We start from the raw sequence: 15,073 nt of genomic DNA, 5'->3' as shown, positions 1-15,073 counted from the left end.
GAATACGAGGTGATATGTAATGGAAAATACATTTGTTTTATTTAATAACCAGATTACCGAACGAGAGAATGTATCCATCGACATGGAGGACAGAGGCTATAATTTTGGGGACGGCATTTATGAAGTTGTCTATATCTATGGTGGAAAACCCTTCTCGATGGATGAGCATTTCCGCCGTTTTGAAGAAAGTGCCCGAAAGCTTGAAATGAAGATGCCCTGTCCCATAGAGGAACTAAAGGAGAAGACCGCTGAATTGATTCAGGCGAATAACATCCATAATGGCATTGTTTACATACAAATGACCAGAGGCGCTTCAGCAAGGGCTCACTTATACGAAAAAGAAGCTGCCTGCCTGATTACCGGTTTTGCCCGAAAAATGGATCCGCCCGCAGAAGCACAGGAGAAAGGCGTAAAAACCTATTTGACACCTGACATTCGCTGGCTCCGCTGTGACATCAAAAGTTTGAACCTTCTCGGAAATACCATGGCAAAGCGAATCGCGGCCGATCACGCTTGCGGTGAAGCCCTCCAGCACAGGGATGGCATTTGTACTGAGGGTTCTTCTTCCAATCTCTTTATTGTTAAAAATAACGAAGTGCACACACATCCGGCGAACAATCTTATCTTGAATGGAATTACGAGGCAGCATATTCTTCAAATTGCCGGGGAACAGGGAATTACGGTTAAAGAAGCTCCCTTTTCAACCGAAGAGCTTCAAGCTGCTGATGAAGTATTTATCTCAAGTACAACCATGGAGATTGCGCCGGTTATTTCTGTTGAGGGAGATGTGCAGGCAACTTATCCGATTGGTTCTGTAACACGAGCACTTCAGAAAAAGCTGAAAGACAAAATTAAGCAGAACCGTGTGCATCAATAGGAGAGAAGAATAGTGAAAACCGTTGCCAAGTATTTTATGAACGGAATTCTTACAGCTCTTCCGATCATCCTTGTCTTTTATGTTCTTGTCAAAGTGTTCGATTTTCTGGATGGAATTCTTGGAGATACGCTTAGAAGCTATATGAAAGGCGGCTATATACCAGGCATTGGCATTCTGGCCACGGTTATTCTTTTGACGCTTCTCGGCTGGCTCTCGTCCCAGGTGATCAGCGGTCAGATCATCTTCCTGCTGGATTCTGCCCTGGAACGAATTCCTTTGGTTAAAACACTGTATACTGTCATTAAGGACACATTTCAGTCTTTGCTTGGTGAGAAGAAGTCGTTTTCGACCGTAGTTCTTGTCGAGATTCCAGCTACCGGTTTAAAAAGCATTGGATTTATCACTGCTGACGATTTGGCAATTCTGGGAGATAATCTTTCCGGATATGTTGCCGTCTACATTCCGCAAACCTTCCAAATCGCGGGGTTTATCTTTCTGGTACCCAAAAACGAGGTTACGGTTCTTGACATCAAAGCGGAAGATGCCATGAAATTCATACTTTCAGGCGGGGTTGCCTCCAAGTCCTGACTTGTTAGCCATCATTCATGCAATAGGCATGGATGATGGTTTATTTTTGTCTCTCCGTTCATACCTTTTAACAAAACGGTGTTGAAGGAGGTGCCTTATGAAAAACCGACGTCTTAACCGGACGCTTTCCAAAGCCTTTCTTATTCCTTCCGCTCTCACAGCCCGCTTTTTTAAACGATTTAAACCATCTGCTGAAGAATGTTTTTGGAAAATGTCCCCAGAGGATAAAAACTGGCTGTCGTCCCGGATTAAAATGAATGATTGTGATGGGTCAGTGCCAGTATATATTGGCGATGAAAAGAAGATCATCGAAAGAATCCTGCGAGAAACCAGTCAATGCAACCAAAATAATATAACCCGCACCAAGGCATATTATCGATATTTTAAGCAGCATCAGGAACTGCATTGGGCTTTTCTTGCACATATGGTGTCGCGAAACGCAGGCTACCATATGACTGACCTGCAGGGGGAATTTCTGAAAAGACTGCTTACCACTGAACAAAGAAAAAAAATCTACTGGACGCTCGAAATAGCAAATAGTTTAATATTTCAGGACGTTTATCCCCAATTGCTGCTGTATGAGCAAAGCAAGAGAGTGGGGAAGAGCTTATTTCACCTGCTTAACGGATTTAATGTTTCTGCTTTCATGCGTCATGTTTGGGAGCATTTTTTATGGAAGAAAGACAGCCGGCTGATCACGCTGGCTTTGATCATCAATGAACAGAATGTGATTGAAAGGGAAGTGGTCCAAAAGGACATCCATAAAGAAGTTTTTAAAAGTCTCCCTTTTCAGCTGCAAAATCTGTTTCAGCTCACCAAAATCCTTTTTCCGGTGTTCGGTGAGAAGTCCAGAATGGCAGGACTATCTGTTACAGGTTTCCATGACCTTGCCAAACGGATAAAAATGGGAAAGCGCTTGTATCGCCTGCTCTTCCAAGAAAAAATTTTTTCAGGAGTTTTGCAATTTGCCGACCGGCAAAGGCATACAGGATCGAGAGCAGACTATTGGGGACATGTATTCAGTCAGGATCCGAAGGTTTTTTTGCCTCACTATAAAAAAGAAAGAATTCGTTTGTTTTCACTGAAAAGAAAAGCTTTCCGTTTTTATAGTCCCGAGCTCCTGTCATGCTGGGACGTCTTTTATTGCAGTTCTCATCATAAGGAGGATTGGTTTTCCGGGACAGCTTTACCGCCGTTGTTCGATGATCTTTTTCAAGAGAAACCGCTGTTCATCGACCGTGCATATTGGATTGATCTTCATCACCTGGAGGGGGCTGTACTGGCGAAGCAGCTGTTTACATAAAAAAAAGACTCAAAAACTTGAGTCTCTTTTTTTATTTGAAGAGAGAAATAATCGAACCCAATTGCTGCATCATGCCCATGGCCGAGTTAATGCCGTTAAATGTCTTTCCCCAGCTGAATTGGCCTCCGGGATTTTGGAAGGGCTGCTGCTGATTGAAGGGAAACTGCTGGCCGCCAGGGTAGCCTCCATTTCCAAAGGGGAACCCACTGGGCAGGGAAGGGAGTTTTGAAGCTTGTGAATTCTGTTGTTTGCCTGGAAAACCCATTCCGTTTCCGCCCTGTGGGGCATAGTAAGGAATATATGGATAGGGCGGCCGGGGCGGTAGCATTTGAGGATTCATAAAAGCTCCCGGTCCAGGGGCTGGAGGAAAGGCACCCATTGCCGCTTCAGGACCAAATCCCTGAGGAGCTGCTGAAAATGGAGGACGCGGTGGAGAAGGTTCAATCAGTTCAGGATGGTGGGAGACTGATTCTTTGTGAAAAGGATCATATCCCCCATATGGAAAAAAGCGCAGAGATTGATTATTTTTTCTGCATCTGGACATTTTTTCACCTCAAATTGGTTTTCTTCCTATGTATATGCTTGTTCGGGAAAACTCGTATAGACAAGGGTCCAGGAAGTCAGCGGATGGACAAAGAAAAAAGCCTCAGGTATACACCTGAAGCTTGGTTTATTAAATAAATAGATTCAAAATTTGATAGACAATGGCAGCGATAATGGCTGAGACAGGAAGCGTAATGATCCATGTCATGACAATACGCCGTGCCACACCCCATTTAACACCTTTTACCCGTTTGGCAGAACCAACCCCCATGATTGCTGATGAAATAACATGGGTAGTACTGACCGGCAGCTTTAACGCTGTAAATGTAAAGATGATAAGAGCAGAAGATAAATCAGCTGCCGCACCGTTTACCGGCTGAAGTTTCATAATTTTACCGCCAACAGTTTTGATGATCTTCCATCCCCCAACCGAAGTCCCGATACCCATGGAAAGCGCCGCAGCGACCCTTACCCACATCGGAATGCCTTCTGTTGTATGATAGCCACCGGCAATCAAAGCAAGAGTAATGATACCCATTGCTTTTTGCGCGTCATTCGTTCCGTGTGAGAAGGATTGAAGTGCCGCCGTGAAGATCTGGAAGGTACGGAATCCCTTGTTGGTTTTTGTCTTGTTGAAATTTTTGAAAACAGCTGCAAAGATGCTCATGATGATGAAGCCGACAGCCAAAGCGACAAAGGGCGATATAATCAAAGCCTTAACGATTTTCAGGAAGCCTTCATAATTTAAAACACCGAACCCTGCAGCAGAAATCGCTGCTCCGGCAATGGATCCGATAATGGCATGCGAGGAACTGGAAGGAATACCGTAGTACCACGTAATCAAGTTCCAGGCAATACCAGAAAGAAGGGCTGCCAGCACGATCATCAGACCGATTTTTTCATCGTTGAACTGAAAAGGATCAACAATGTCTTTACTTACACTTTTTGCAACTCCTGTAAAGGTAAGGGCACCGACAAAGTTCATCGTTGCCGCCATCGCAATTGCTACCTTTGGAGGAAGAGCCTTTGTTGACACAGAGGTCGCAATAGCATTGGCTGTATCATGAAAACCGTTGATAAAATCAAATGCCAGTGCAAAAATAACGACCAAAACAATCAGAATAAATAACATATCCATAGCCAATCACTCCTTAGGCATTTCGCATGATGATGGTTTCTAGAGTATCAGCCACGTCTTCTGTGCTGTCAGAAATCGCTTCAAGAAGTTCATAAAGCTCTTTATACTGAATAATTTTAATAGGGTCCTTTTCCGTGGCGAACAAGTTTTTGATACTTACACGAAGAAGTTCGTCCACTACGGATTCAAGATCATTCAATTTAATTGCATGAGGACGGATTTCCATAAGTTTTTTCTTGTGAAGCAACTTGGCTGATTCAGCAACTTCATACGTTGCCTCAAGAATGTGCCCAGCGAACTTTACCATGTATTGGTCAGGTTTAACAATGTTATACATTTCGAAGCGGGAAGCACATTGTTCCATGCCGTCCAGGATGTCATCCATTTTATTCGCAAGTTCCAAAATGTCTTCACGTTCTAGGGGAGTAATAAAGGTTTTATTTAAACCGATGATGAGCTCATGAATAAAATCGTCGCCCTTATTTTCGTATTCCTTCATTTTTCTTGCAAATTCTTTCAAATCTGCTTCGGAATCAATTTTAAAATCCACAAAGTACTGAGCGGAGTCGCGTACGTTCTCTGCGATGCTAGATAGTAAGTCCAGAAACAAATCCTTTTTTGATCCAAAAATCATTGACTAAAACCTCCGTTTGTTAAGAAAAAGTAAATTTACCCTAAATTTTTTGTTAACCCAAACCATTCGTAATTATAACTTTAATGTTTGCAAAGATAAACATCTTTTACAATTTGAAATAAAACATTTACAAAGTCTTTACAATTTAAAAACATTCACCTATAAAGTATTCCCCCTAAGACATAAAAACAGCAGCCACCGCTGCTGTTTATTAATTATGTACCCCGGCCGGGAAACTGGATTCATGACCTGCACCCATGCAGTTTACACATATGAGGGCCGGACCCCATAAGGCGTTTCCCTTACCTGAATTCAGTTTAACCACAAGCATAATAAGCCGTCAAGAATTGTAGACGGGAGATTGGCATGTAAGCGTTTCATTAGAGCAGTTGACAAAAAACAAGGAAAATTTGCTTGAAAGTCCGGGGAATAGGAAAGCAAAAAAAGACCTCTAATGAGCTCTTCACTAGTGGTCTTTGTTCTTTATTAGGTTACTGGTCGGGATGACAGGATTTGAACCTGCGGCCTCATGCACCCCATGCATGCGCGAATGCAGATTATTTAAAAACCCTGTAACCATCTATGTTGAAAAAGCATCGACCACTACCTAAATTCAGTTTAACCACAAGCGTAATATGTAGTCAAGAACTAAAGAAAAGCGGTCTTAATGATATATTATACATAATTTTCAATTAATGGTACAATTTATAAAAAGGAGGGAGGAATAAGAATGGTGTTTTCACATAAACTAGAAACTTCTGATGTAATAACTCATCGAGAGCTTATTGATCGATTTAGTGTTTCCGCTTCAGGTGGAATGAGAAGGTCAACCAAGAATGATCTTTTGGTTTTGATATCGGATCACACAAACCCCTTATATGATGATAGATGGGTTGGAGATGTGTTTCATTACACTGGAATGGGACAAAAAGGGGATCAAAGTATTGATTTCGCACAAAATAAAACATTGAACTTTTCAAATGAAACGGGAGTAACGGTTTATTTATTCGAAGTGTTTATGCCTAATCATTACATTTTTCAAGGTGAAGTCTTCTTATATAATGAACCTTTCCAGGAGCCTCAACCAGATGTAGAAGGGGTAAGACGTTTGGCATGGATATTCCCATTAAAACTTAAACCAGGGCAAAAGGAACCTGTTGTTAGAGAAAGTGATCTTTTATATAAAGCAAGCGTCCAGGATAAAGCGGTGTATAAGCTTTCGGATGATTTAGTTATGGAAAGGGCAAGGTATGCGCCTGAAAAGCCTGGATCACGGAATGTTGTCTCAAAAGTATATGAAAGAAATGCTTATGTTGCAGAATTAGCCAAGAGAAGGGCAGAAGGTGTTTGCCAACTTTGTGATCAACCTGCTCCATTTACAGATAGGAAAGGAAATCCGTATTTAGAGAACCATCATATTATATGGTTATCTCAAGGTGGGGAAGACACGCCAGAAAATACAGTAGCGTTGTGTGCGAATTGCCATAGGAAAATGCATGCTCTAAATTTGAATGAAGACGTTCAGAAATTGCTACAAATTTCAAGAGGATTTATACGAATTAACAATTAAAAGCACTCTGTGTTTTATAAAAATAAAATGATCCTTATTAAGAATCACTCTAATGAAGTGTTCCTAATAAGGATCGTTTTTTTATATGAATTGTTTAATTAAATTTCTGTTTATAGTTTTTTCTATAAGACTAGGGTCCAAGGGGCTATGAATTATGTTTACTTTTGCATTATGTTTAAGTTTGTTTTTTTTGTAAAAGCTTTTCTTTGTTACTAATGTATTTTTTGCATCAACTTCACCTTTTAATGAGGGTGTTTCCCAATAATAAAATGTTTGTCCTACTATTGCGCTACCTTTGTAGACTGTTGTATTATTCTTTTCTTTTTCGCCTAAATATTTATAGTTAGTCACTGGAATACCTCCTATAAACTAATTGGATTATTTTGCTTTATTAATTCGATCGTTACTTTACCTATTGTATTTAAATCATATGTGTATTCCTCTTTTTTATAATCAAAAACATCCTCTTACAAAAAATTTTTTAAAGCTCCTTTAAACTGATCATCAAAAATTTCCCTCTCGAAAGCCAATTCTAACAATTTTAAAAGAACATTTGGTTCTAAATCCAATGGTCTTGGGACAAGATTAATTTTACCGTCCTTATTTTCTTTGTAATAAACGAAGCGAATTTCTTCTCTGTCCAGTTCTTTTACTTTAATTAATTCAATTGCCGGCATTATATCTTCCGAATGGATCCTAGCCTCTTTTAAAATGTCACAGTAGTCTGTGCTTTTTAGTACCATTGTCCTGTTCACCTCCTAATATAATCTTCGGCATACAGGAGGAATATCCTCCATTAATGACGAATATTGTAAAAAAAAAGGAGGTGGCTTATGGCTAAAAAGAATCAGTACGTTGTTAAAAATGGTGATGGTTGGGGAGTTAGGGGCGAAGGTAACAGTAAGTTAACCAAATCCTTTAACACGCAAAAACAAGCAATTGATTATGGAAGAAGCATTGCAAAAAACCAGCATTCAGAATTAAAAATTCAGGGGAAGAACGGTAGGTTCAGGGATTCAGACAGTTACGGAAATGATCCGTATCCTCCAAAAGACAAGAAGCATTAAAAAAGACCACCTATTCTTGGTGGTTTTTTTGATAATCCAATATCTTGTTATACAATTCTTTTAATACACTTTGGATATTCTTTGTATCTGTTAGCAAATTGCTCCATTCTTCGTATGAATCTTTTAGTTCATCGTGATAAAAGTCTTCAATATTATCATCATTTATTATATCTTTCGAGGCTGAAAACATTTCCTCATAGCGTTTTTTTACATCTTCTTCTGCTTCTTTTAAATAATTTTTATTATAATTGTAAGCTTCAACTAAGTAGTTTTTGAGTGAAACTTCTTCATGGGTGTGGTAATCTAAAATATTCTTTATGTCTTCAGTTATTACATCATAGATGGGAGCATCATCCAAGTCTAAATTCAGTAAATCCTCAATCTCTTTTAAAATAATGGGAGTTTCCATATTTATCTTATTGAAATCATGCATAATTTTTATATTTTCAAAATGGAAATTTACATACTCTTCTAGCCTTTGCATATGATTCTTAAGAAAGTGTAATTTTTCGAGCTCGGATTTTATGTATTTAGTTTCTCTGTCAAATTCATCTTTACTATGCTTTAATTTCCCAATTGCTATATCCAACTTATCATTCAGCCCATTTGATTTTTGCAAATTCTCATCGACCAACTTCTTATTCTTTTCAACTTCTTCTTTCATTTGGTTAACTTGGTTTAACTTTTCTGTAAAATTCCCCTTTAACCAGAATCCAAAGCCGGTAAATAATAGTGCAAGCACAGCTAATATTATTCCAAGCAAGGTAAGAATGGAACTTATGTTACCTTCTAACAAATCGATTTTATCTTTTCTACTTTCAAGTAAGGCCTCATTGCTCTTTAATAGCATCTCATTTAAATCTTCTTTTGTAAGATTTTGAGGTGTTTTTTTTAATAAAATGTCTAATTCTTTTTTTGTGATGTAATTTGGGGAATTAGTATTATCTTGAGCAAAGACAAAACTTGGGTATACGGCGACATTAATGTACAAGATGACTAAAAAAAATAAAAAGAGCCTATTTCTATGCATTGGTTTTCCTCCTTGTTTTAAATATACCAAATTAGGAATTTTTAACCAAGACAATGTTTTTGACTAAAGTTCACTCGATAAAATTGTCGAGTGTTTTTCGAGCGTTATTTTAGGGGTTATCGAGGTTCGAAATGAGAGAAATCGCGAATAGGGAGTTAGAGATCGAAAGTAGGGGAGTTATAAATGAAAACGAGGAATGTTTGTTAAAGTATTGCGCAAGTTGTACCGGTTTAGCTTACACATATATATAGTAGGAAGTAGTCCCGACCAGGAAATTTAGAGGGAAGGAAACAGGTTAATGGGAATGGTGAGTGTGAGTGAGTTGATGTGGTTTGTATAGTATTTGTGTAATATTTGTGTATATGTTATTGAAAAGCTGTGGATAAGTGCTGATCTCTCTCTTCTGTTAATATATTTATGAACTACTATTAGTACCTGGTCCTAAATCAACCAATCCTTTACTCCAATAAAGTATAATTTCACGTACTGTATTTGATCTCATCTAACACACACAAACATAGTAATCAAGGTAATTTAGTTAACAATACATACATTTATATTAGTTAAACTTATGCAATCTAATGTCCATTCACAAACTACTCATACAGTAATAAAGCCAGTAACCATAAGCGATGTATAAACTAATGTATATTGATGGTGTATGAAGACTTTGTGAATCGTTGCTATATCAGCGATTGTTAAACATGCTTGCTTCCTATAACTGGCATTACGTTAACTAGATATGAATACTGTAAACATTTTAATGAATAGAAACATGCATAAATCAATGAATGATCCTGTTACTTTGATTGATTAATCGGCCATTATCCAAATAAATAACGCTTGATCCAGGTGGAAAGTGTCAAGAATCTATAGTGTAGGTAACTATTTGATCGTGAATATCATCAATCTTTAATGTACATTGAGCGTTAGTTCATCAACTGACAGTTTAATATGAAGGAACTGGTCAATAATCGATTGATTTGTATAGTTTGTAAGTCGTTTGAAGGCCTGGTATGGAATGATTGAAGGGACATGACGTAAATGTATCAGGAGTGTGATAGGAGAAGGTAGGGCGGTGTTTTACGAAGTCTGAAAGCCGATTGAGGGGTGGGGGCGCTAACTGTTCCACTCTCACTCCTAGGAAATAATCTTTCCTAGGGAACTTTTCGAAACATTTTTCAGTATCCCACAAGAAGGAAATGGATATACGGAGAAAAATAGAAGGAGCCGCCCCGATTAAAGGACAGCTCTTTTTTATATCAGCAATAACGCTATTGAAGATATGGTTACTGATAAGAAACAAGCGAATATAAAGAATAACATAGATGCGTTTGTTTTCTTTAGGTATTTCTTTCTTAAAACAACGAGATCAATCAGAAGGATAAGACTTATTATCATTGTGATTATTAACATTGTAGTTTTCAATTGTCCCTGAAAATATCCGATTGAATTTAACAACGTTATTATCAATACAATTATCCCTAGAAATAATAATCTTTTCATCGAATCCTCCTTCCTGATTATTGATCAGTTTGAGTAATAGAAGACATGTCCAATGTAGCTTACTCCGATGGTGATACCTTTGCCATTATCCAAGTCCGCGATAAGTGCCATGCTTAATCCGTACATCGCTCCAACAAGTCCTACACCTAAACTTGCGGGAATGGTAACTCCCATTTCAGCCAAGAATAACGCGGCCGCTCCTGCTCCTGCTCCTATTACTGCCATATGCGCTAACAGCTCACTTGTTTCAGCGTGGGTCAATGTAATTCCGTAACCGTACCAATGCCAATCTCGCTCCATGTATTGAGGTACACCGCCGCCGGCCTTTTCTTCTCTTTGTCTAATCAGTAGATAATTAGCATTCCAAGCATCATTCGTAGCGAGCTTTGTAATCATCCCGTCTTTATCATATTCAAAATCATACAAGCCCCTGGATATCATGCTATTTTCGCCTTCTAGCGCTTTCGCTATACGATCATAATATTCTTGCGATACTCCTATTTGCACGGCTGTACCGGTTAAAGCTAGTTTTCCTTCAGAATTAACTCTTAGGAATTCATTAACTTTATCCATATTACTTAACCATCGAGCTTTCTGTACCGGATCGGTCATAACATTCCCTGGAGTTCGTCCTGCAACACAATCATAACATTGAGTAGGCGGCTTATCAGTTCCATTATACGGCACTTCTACCGCTGACGCTGAAGTAGAAAAGTATGGACTGACCAAACTCGCTGACAAAATCAATGTTCCTACACCTGTTTTGATTCCCTTTTTCATAATTTTAAATCCTCCTAAATTGTATTATGTTGAATTCCTGGCAAGATGTACATTTTATGTAAGTAAAAGGGAATGACAACAATAGGTGTGTTCCCTACGTTCTATATATGAAACGTTTTTTTAAAATTATTCTTTATAAAGGTACTTTCTTACTATATGCTAAAGCATTTTATACTTAATGAATGTTTATAGTGGCTATGGTACATAAGGTTTCCTTCCATATGGGTATAAACTTTCTCTTTCTAATATATCAACTTTAAAAACCCTTTGATGTCAACTTTTTCTACTCCTTTAGTAGTTATATGAGAAAAAAGTTATCACCGATGATACTACTATATTGAACACACAAAACACAAAAATCTAAAGGAGATGTTCACCAATGGCGAGCAAGAAGATCGAGTTAGTAGAAGTAACTGTAGAGGGACAAGTATTCCAAGCGAAAGAGTGTACAGGATGCGAGGAATTAAAACTCCTGGAGGAATATCACGCGAGTAAGAGTGGTTTAGGCGGCAAACGTTCTATATGTAAGGCATGCATCAAGAAATATCAGAAGCAGAATAAAGATAAAATGTATGAAGCTACGCAGAGATACTATGAAAAGAACAAAGAAGAAATCAGCTTAAAGTCCAGGATCAGAAATAAAAAGAAAATGGAACTCGCTAATCCTAACTACGTACCGCGAAATAATTGGCCGAAAGAATTGATCATCGAAACTATTCAGCAACGTTACAAATCAGGCGAGAAATTGAACAACACATACATGAATATTAACCATGGCGGCCTGTACGGTACCGCGATTTATATATTCGGATCATGGAAAAAGGCAATAACTGAAGCAGGAATTAACTACGATGATGTAAAGGATGATACGAGGAATGCTATAAGAATAGGACTTGAATTCGAAGCTATTTTAGAAGAAATCCTATTCGCGATTGACCTGGATATCGAAAGGAATAAGAAGATCGGGAGTTTTATACCGGACTTCACCTTGAATTCATTCCAGGGTCACTATATCGATGCTAAATTGAGGTTCGATAGCTATTCAACTTCAGGCACCATAAAGAAATATAAAGACGAGGCCGATGTACTTACGATCATTTACCTGGAAGGTAGCAAGAAGAAAGCTTCAGGGAATGTGAGAGTAATAAGCGTGTATGAGTACATGGATCGATACTTAGAAGATGAAGCATTGAAGGAAGAGTTTACAGCTCGCCTTAAAGAATTGGAATCGAGATTGTAATAGATGGAAGGTGGGGTCGAGTTAGTTTTCGATCCTTATTTCTATGGGTAGGCCTGGCCAAAATAAGGGCTAAAGAAAATCCATCCGGTTAAATTGACAGGTTAGAAGTTTCCTAATTGATCTAACTTTAAGTAATGCCAATTCCTGGTCTGTCTAAAATTTCACTTTGGCTCATCAGCTAAATAATCTATGTGACCAAGTGGAGAATCAAAATCGATTAATCCACTTACTGGATGGTAATAATAATAGTAAGTAATAACAAATGGACGGATAGGGACTACAAATATTCAAACGGGAGGAACGGATTCAAACTGTGAAAGGAATAAAACTGACATGGAAGATCCAAATAAGTACGCAATTATTGACACAGAAACAGGAGAATTAATCAAAGAGCTTCGAAGTGGAGATAAAATCATCTCAAAAGAACGGTCAGAAGCTTTTAAAAAGAAATTGGAAGCAGAAAAACAAACAGAATTGATCAAACGTGATAAACGAAGATTCTCTTTCGGAAAAATGGAAAAGATGAAGGAAGTTTCAAAGGAATTGGATTCTAAAAAATGTGGATACATATTAAGATTACTCCCTTATATGGAGAGGTCAACAGGGTATCTAAAGCGGAAGGATGGAAAGTTAATGAAGAGTAAAACAGATTTAGGAAATGCATTAGGAGTAAAAAAGGTAAGTTCTCGTAATAGTATTATCGAAGCTTTAAAGACTGCTAGTGTATTAGCTCAAGATGAAAACGGATTTAAACTTAACCCAAACGTCCATATTAACGGTGCCACGAATGGAAAAGAACTAATAAAGCTATTCAATACAACTCTCGAAAAGCTTTCTAAAGACTTGAAACCGGCTGAATTAGGTTACATCTATAAGCTTCTTCCATATGTACATTATGGAACTAATCTGATTTGTTCTGATCCATTTGAAAAGAATCCCGAAAAATTATTTTTCTTAAATCAAGCTTCTATAGGCAAGTTGTTAGGACTTGAACACAAAGAAGTTAAAGCTTTCATAACAAAACTAAGAAAGATAGGTGTAATCGCTGAAGCGTTAAGCGAGCGAGATACAAGAAATAGAAAATATTACGTAAATCCTTACATCTTTTATCGCAAGAAAGGGTTCCCTGACGATACCTTAAAATCAATGTTTAAGTCATCTCGTTATAATCCTTTTAAAAAAGGGGGGGAAAAGGTAACCTTTTATACGGAGATAGGGGGGGAAAAGGTAACCCTTTAAAAACTCCCTTAATCCTTAGAGCGCCAAGGGATACGGCCGTTTATGTGGATGGATTGATTCTTTATCTTATTGAACGATCAGGAAACTGAAACTTTCGGAAGTAAAAGCGTAAATAGGACTCGCTAAAGCTCGCCAATACTGGAGGAAGATATATGGATTATCACATTACAGATGAAACGATCAGGATATACAACTATGAATTAACTTCAAAAATCGAAAAATCGGACATCAAACCTATAAGAAAAGTCCGGGATATGAAATCTCGTGATTATTACAACGAATACGAGTATAACGGAGTACTCGAAAAAATTATAAAGGGGAAAAGTTATTATGGAACCAATGCAAATTGATGGGAATTTTTTAGTTGTAATAGATTTATTAGCTGTGGAGATACTTGCAATTTCAGGTGTGTTACCGAACAAAACCGAAAAAGGGATCGCTTATTACTTCATTAATCAGGACGTAATAGATGCTGTCGGACATGCTTCTATAGTAAGTAATACGATGTTAGAAAACTATGAGAAGACCGGTAATTTTCTAGGAGAATAAGTTTTGTACATGCCTATTCCAAGGATAAGGGGAGAGGACTTCCAGGGGTAGCAAATTTCAATCACCGAAATTCGGGCCGGCGAAAATGCTGACTCCCTTCATACTTCCTTTCCTTATCGTTGGTCAAGGCTATACGGAGTCTCAAGAGTGAAGTAAATGACAATATAAATAAATAATTCCGCTTAATGTGCGGATATAGGAGGAAGTTAACAATGGAGAACAACAAAAATGTCATCGCGATTTTAGAAGATTTGTATGATGCTTACCATGCAGGAGACGAAGAAGAATTTGACTGGTTAGTGGATCAAGCATTATTGGCATATGGAATATCACCAAAAGGAGTATTTTGGGTTGAATGGGTAAGTGAACAATTCTCGAATTTTGCAGTAAATTTCTGTGAGGGAACTTTTGAAATGGAATTAATGTTGCTTTGTATGGAATACCTTTCAATTCATGAAAGTGAGTACCATGATAGAGATCGTATTTCTGACTTACTAATAGATGAAGTATCTAGGTATAGCTTTGTAAAACATGAAGCCTTAAATAAAGCAGTCCAATAAGAATGATGACATCCGGTAAACGGGTGTCTTTTTTTATTTGTTCTAAATTGTCTTCTATTCAGAGAAATTCTTATGTATCAAGGGGTTATACACTTTAAACAATCGGCTTGATCTTTTTTTCTTTACGGAAGGTACTACTAGTAATAACGAAGGGAGGTGGATGATCCATGAAAAAGACGACTTTAGAAAATTTTATCGATAAATTCTTAGTAGCTACAGCCGGGCATAAAGCGGTATATAAGCAAGCTATAAACCTGGCAGAGCTGGCTAAAAGAATGGACGTAAGTAAGTCGCTCATTTCAACAAATACAAAGGATGAAGTAATAGCTAAAAAATTAGAAGAGTACGGAATCAAGAAGTTCAAAAAGGGTAAGGTTGTATATTTTGATTTCGAACAATCAAATCACCAAATAAGTTCGAGAATAGGGGGCTTGTAAGGCGAAATTAGG

The 15,073-nt window shown here is 37.9% G+C and carries 18 protein-coding genes; 11 read left to right on the top strand and 7 right to left on the bottom strand.

Features of this window, described 5'->3' with window-relative positions:
• The first annotated feature begins 19 nt into the window (after positions 1 to 19).
• The 3 genes from dat (at position 20) to QYB97_RS01850 (ending at position 2,768) form a co-directional block, all read left to right on the top strand.
• Complete coding sequence (gene dat / locus QYB97_RS01860; RefSeq protein ID WP_301164258.1) at positions 20 to 877, top strand: D-amino-acid transaminase; 858 nt, start codon at positions 20 to 22, stop codon at positions 875 to 877.
• A 12-nt stretch (positions 878 to 889) separates the two neighbouring features.
• On the top strand, positions 890 to 1,465 hold the full coding sequence (locus QYB97_RS01855; RefSeq protein WP_301164257.1) for a DUF502 domain-containing protein: 576 nt from the start codon (positions 890 to 892) through the stop codon (positions 1,463 to 1,465).
• Positions 1,466 to 1,562: 97 nt separating this feature from the next.
• Positions 1,563 to 2,768 (top strand): DUF2515 family protein, encoded by a 1,206-nt coding sequence (locus QYB97_RS01850; protein ID WP_301164256.1) that lies wholly within the window; start codon positions 1,563 to 1,565, stop codon positions 2,766 to 2,768.
• Positions 2,769 to 2,799: 31 nt separating this feature from the next.
• On the opposite strand, the gene QYB97_RS01845 is transcribed toward QYB97_RS01850, so the two are convergent.
• From QYB97_RS01845 to QYB97_RS01835, 3 genes are all read right to left on the bottom strand, one after another.
• A complete protein-coding gene (locus QYB97_RS01845; protein WP_301164255.1) occupies positions 2,800 to 3,312 on the bottom strand; it encodes a hypothetical protein in 513 nt (170 codons plus the stop codon).
• Between the two features lie 129 nt (positions 3,313 to 3,441).
• Positions 3,442 to 4,449 (bottom strand): inorganic phosphate transporter, encoded by a 1,008-nt coding sequence (locus QYB97_RS01840; RefSeq protein ID WP_301164254.1) that lies wholly within the window; start codon positions 4,447 to 4,449, stop codon positions 3,442 to 3,444.
• 13 nt (positions 4,450 to 4,462) lie between these two features.
• Positions 4,463 to 5,083 carry a DUF47 domain-containing protein gene (locus tag QYB97_RS01835; protein ID WP_301164253.1) on the bottom strand — a complete coding sequence of 207 codons (621 nt, stop codon included), beginning with the start codon at positions 5,081 to 5,083 and terminating at the stop codon, positions 4,463 to 4,465.
• Positions 5,084 to 5,813: 730 nt separating this feature from the next.
• On the opposite strand from QYB97_RS01835, the gene QYB97_RS01830 reads away from it, so the two are divergent.
• Positions 5,814 to 6,653, top strand: coding sequence for an HNH endonuclease (locus tag QYB97_RS01830; RefSeq protein WP_301164252.1), 840 nt, complete (start codon positions 5,814 to 5,816; stop codon positions 6,651 to 6,653).
• Positions 6,654 to 6,734: 81 nt separating this feature from the next.
• Here the strand turns inward: QYB97_RS01830 and QYB97_RS01825 are convergent, their stop codons facing one another.
• Together QYB97_RS01825 and QYB97_RS01820 are read right to left on the bottom strand one after the other, a co-directional pair.
• Positions 6,735 to 7,004 carry a hypothetical protein gene (locus QYB97_RS01825; protein WP_301164251.1) on the bottom strand — a complete coding sequence of 90 codons (270 nt, stop codon included), beginning with the start codon at positions 7,002 to 7,004 and terminating at the stop codon, positions 6,735 to 6,737.
• A gap of 116 nt (positions 7,005 to 7,120) precedes the next feature.
• A complete protein-coding gene (locus QYB97_RS01820; protein ID WP_301164250.1) occupies positions 7,121 to 7,396 on the bottom strand; it encodes a hypothetical protein in 276 nt (91 codons plus the stop codon).
• Positions 7,397 to 7,486: 90 nt separating this feature from the next.
• Here QYB97_RS01820 and QYB97_RS01815 point away from each other — a divergent pair, with 90 nt between their 5' ends.
• A complete protein-coding gene (locus QYB97_RS01815) occupies positions 7,487 to 7,720 on the top strand; it encodes a DUF2188 domain-containing protein (protein WP_301164249.1) in 234 nt (77 codons plus the stop codon).
• Positions 7,721 to 7,730: 10 nt separating this feature from the next.
• Here QYB97_RS01815 and QYB97_RS01810 read toward each other — a convergent pair whose 3' ends face one another.
• Positions 7,731 to 8,750, bottom strand: coding sequence for a hypothetical protein (locus tag QYB97_RS01810; RefSeq protein ID WP_301164248.1), 1,020 nt, complete (start codon positions 8,748 to 8,750; stop codon positions 7,731 to 7,733).
• Positions 8,751 to 10,280: 1,530 nt separating this feature from the next.
• The gene (locus QYB97_RS01805) at positions 10,281 to 11,036 is read right to left on the bottom strand and encodes a hypothetical protein (RefSeq protein ID WP_301164247.1); all 756 of its coding nucleotides are present in this window, start codon (positions 11,034 to 11,036) and stop codon (positions 10,281 to 10,283) included.
• Positions 11,037 to 11,415: 379 nt separating this feature from the next.
• Here QYB97_RS01805 and QYB97_RS01800 point away from each other — a divergent pair, with 379 nt between their 5' ends.
• From QYB97_RS01800 to QYB97_RS01775, 6 genes are all read left to right on the top strand, one after another.
• Positions 11,416 to 12,276 carry a hypothetical protein gene (locus tag QYB97_RS01800; protein WP_301164246.1) on the top strand — a complete coding sequence of 287 codons (861 nt, stop codon included), beginning with the start codon at positions 11,416 to 11,418 and terminating at the stop codon, positions 12,274 to 12,276.
• A 333-nt stretch (positions 12,277 to 12,609) separates the two neighbouring features.
• The gene (locus tag QYB97_RS01795; RefSeq protein WP_301164245.1) at positions 12,610 to 13,515 is read left to right on the top strand and encodes a hypothetical protein; all 906 of its coding nucleotides are present in this window, start codon (positions 12,610 to 12,612) and stop codon (positions 13,513 to 13,515) included.
• 152 nt (positions 13,516 to 13,667) lie between these two features.
• Positions 13,668 to 13,865: a hypothetical protein gene (locus tag QYB97_RS01790; RefSeq protein ID WP_301164244.1), complete on the top strand. Its 198-nt coding sequence runs from the start codon at positions 13,668 to 13,670 to the stop codon at positions 13,863 to 13,865.
• Positions 13,846 to 14,064: a hypothetical protein gene (locus tag QYB97_RS01785; RefSeq protein WP_301164243.1), complete on the top strand. Its 219-nt coding sequence runs from the start codon at positions 13,846 to 13,848 to the stop codon at positions 14,062 to 14,064. The genes QYB97_RS01790 and QYB97_RS01785 overlap by 20 nt, the downstream gene beginning before the upstream one ends.
• A gap of 212 nt (positions 14,065 to 14,276) precedes the next feature.
• Complete coding sequence (locus tag QYB97_RS01780; protein ID WP_301164242.1) at positions 14,277 to 14,624, top strand: hypothetical protein; 348 nt, start codon at positions 14,277 to 14,279, stop codon at positions 14,622 to 14,624.
• Positions 14,625 to 14,791: 167 nt separating this feature from the next.
• Positions 14,792 to 15,061, top strand: a complete 270-nt coding sequence (locus QYB97_RS01775; RefSeq protein WP_301164241.1) for a hypothetical protein — start codon at positions 14,792 to 14,794, stop codon at positions 15,059 to 15,061.
• Positions 15,062 to 15,073: the final 12 nt, after the last annotated feature.

Source organism: Fictibacillus fluitans (assembly GCF_030418125.1).
GTDB lineage: Bacteria > Bacillota > Bacilli > Bacillales > Fictibacillaceae > Fictibacillus_C > Fictibacillus_C fluitans.
The sequence above is the reverse complement of the archived record's forward strand: the minus strand, read 5'-3'. Positions and strand labels throughout refer to the sequence as shown.

Bases quoted from the DNA above. Each gene is read 5' to 3' on its own strand.
- QYB97_RS01805 (WP_301164247.1), bottom strand. From the start codon at position 11,036: ATGAAAAAGGGAATCAAAACAGGTGTAGGAACATTGATTTTGTCAGCG.
- QYB97_RS01815 (WP_301164249.1), top strand. From the start codon at position 7,487: ATGGCTAAAAAGAATCAGTACGTTGTTAAAAATGGTGATGGTTGGGGA.
- QYB97_RS01830 (WP_301164252.1), top strand. From the start codon at position 5,814: ATGGTGTTTTCACATAAACTAGAAACTTCTGATGTAATAACTCATCGA.
- QYB97_RS01840 (WP_301164254.1), bottom strand. From the start codon at position 4,449: ATGGATATGTTATTTATTCTGATTGTTTTGGTCGTTATTTTTGCACTG.
- QYB97_RS01850 (WP_301164256.1), top strand. From the start codon at position 1,563: ATGAAAAACCGACGTCTTAACCGGACGCTTTCCAAAGCCTTTCTTATT.
- QYB97_RS01795 (WP_301164245.1), top strand. From the start codon at position 12,610: ATGGAAGATCCAAATAAGTACGCAATTATTGACACAGAAACAGGAGAA.
- QYB97_RS01790 (WP_301164244.1), top strand. From the start codon at position 13,668: ATGGATTATCACATTACAGATGAAACGATCAGGATATACAACTATGAA.
- dat (WP_301164258.1), top strand. From the start codon at position 20: ATGGAAAATACATTTGTTTTATTTAATAACCAGATTACCGAACGAGAG.
- QYB97_RS01810 (WP_301164248.1), bottom strand. From the start codon at position 8,750: ATGCATAGAAATAGGCTCTTTTTATTTTTTTTAGTCATCTTGTACATT.
- QYB97_RS01845 (WP_301164255.1), bottom strand. From the start codon at position 3,312: ATGTCCAGATGCAGAAAAAATAATCAATCTCTGCGCTTTTTTCCATAT.
- QYB97_RS01775 (WP_301164241.1), top strand. From the start codon at position 14,792: ATGAAAAAGACGACTTTAGAAAATTTTATCGATAAATTCTTAGTAGCT.
- QYB97_RS01785 (WP_301164243.1), top strand. From the start codon at position 13,846: ATGGAACCAATGCAAATTGATGGGAATTTTTTAGTTGTAATAGATTTA.
- QYB97_RS01820 (WP_301164250.1), bottom strand. From the start codon at position 7,396: ATGGTACTAAAAAGCACAGACTACTGTGACATTTTAAAAGAGGCTAGG.
- QYB97_RS01835 (WP_301164253.1), bottom strand. From the start codon at position 5,083: ATGATTTTTGGATCAAAAAAGGATTTGTTTCTGGACTTACTATCTAGC.
- QYB97_RS01780 (WP_301164242.1), top strand. From the start codon at position 14,277: ATGGAGAACAACAAAAATGTCATCGCGATTTTAGAAGATTTGTATGAT.
- QYB97_RS01800 (WP_301164246.1), top strand. From the start codon at position 11,416: ATGGCGAGCAAGAAGATCGAGTTAGTAGAAGTAACTGTAGAGGGACAA.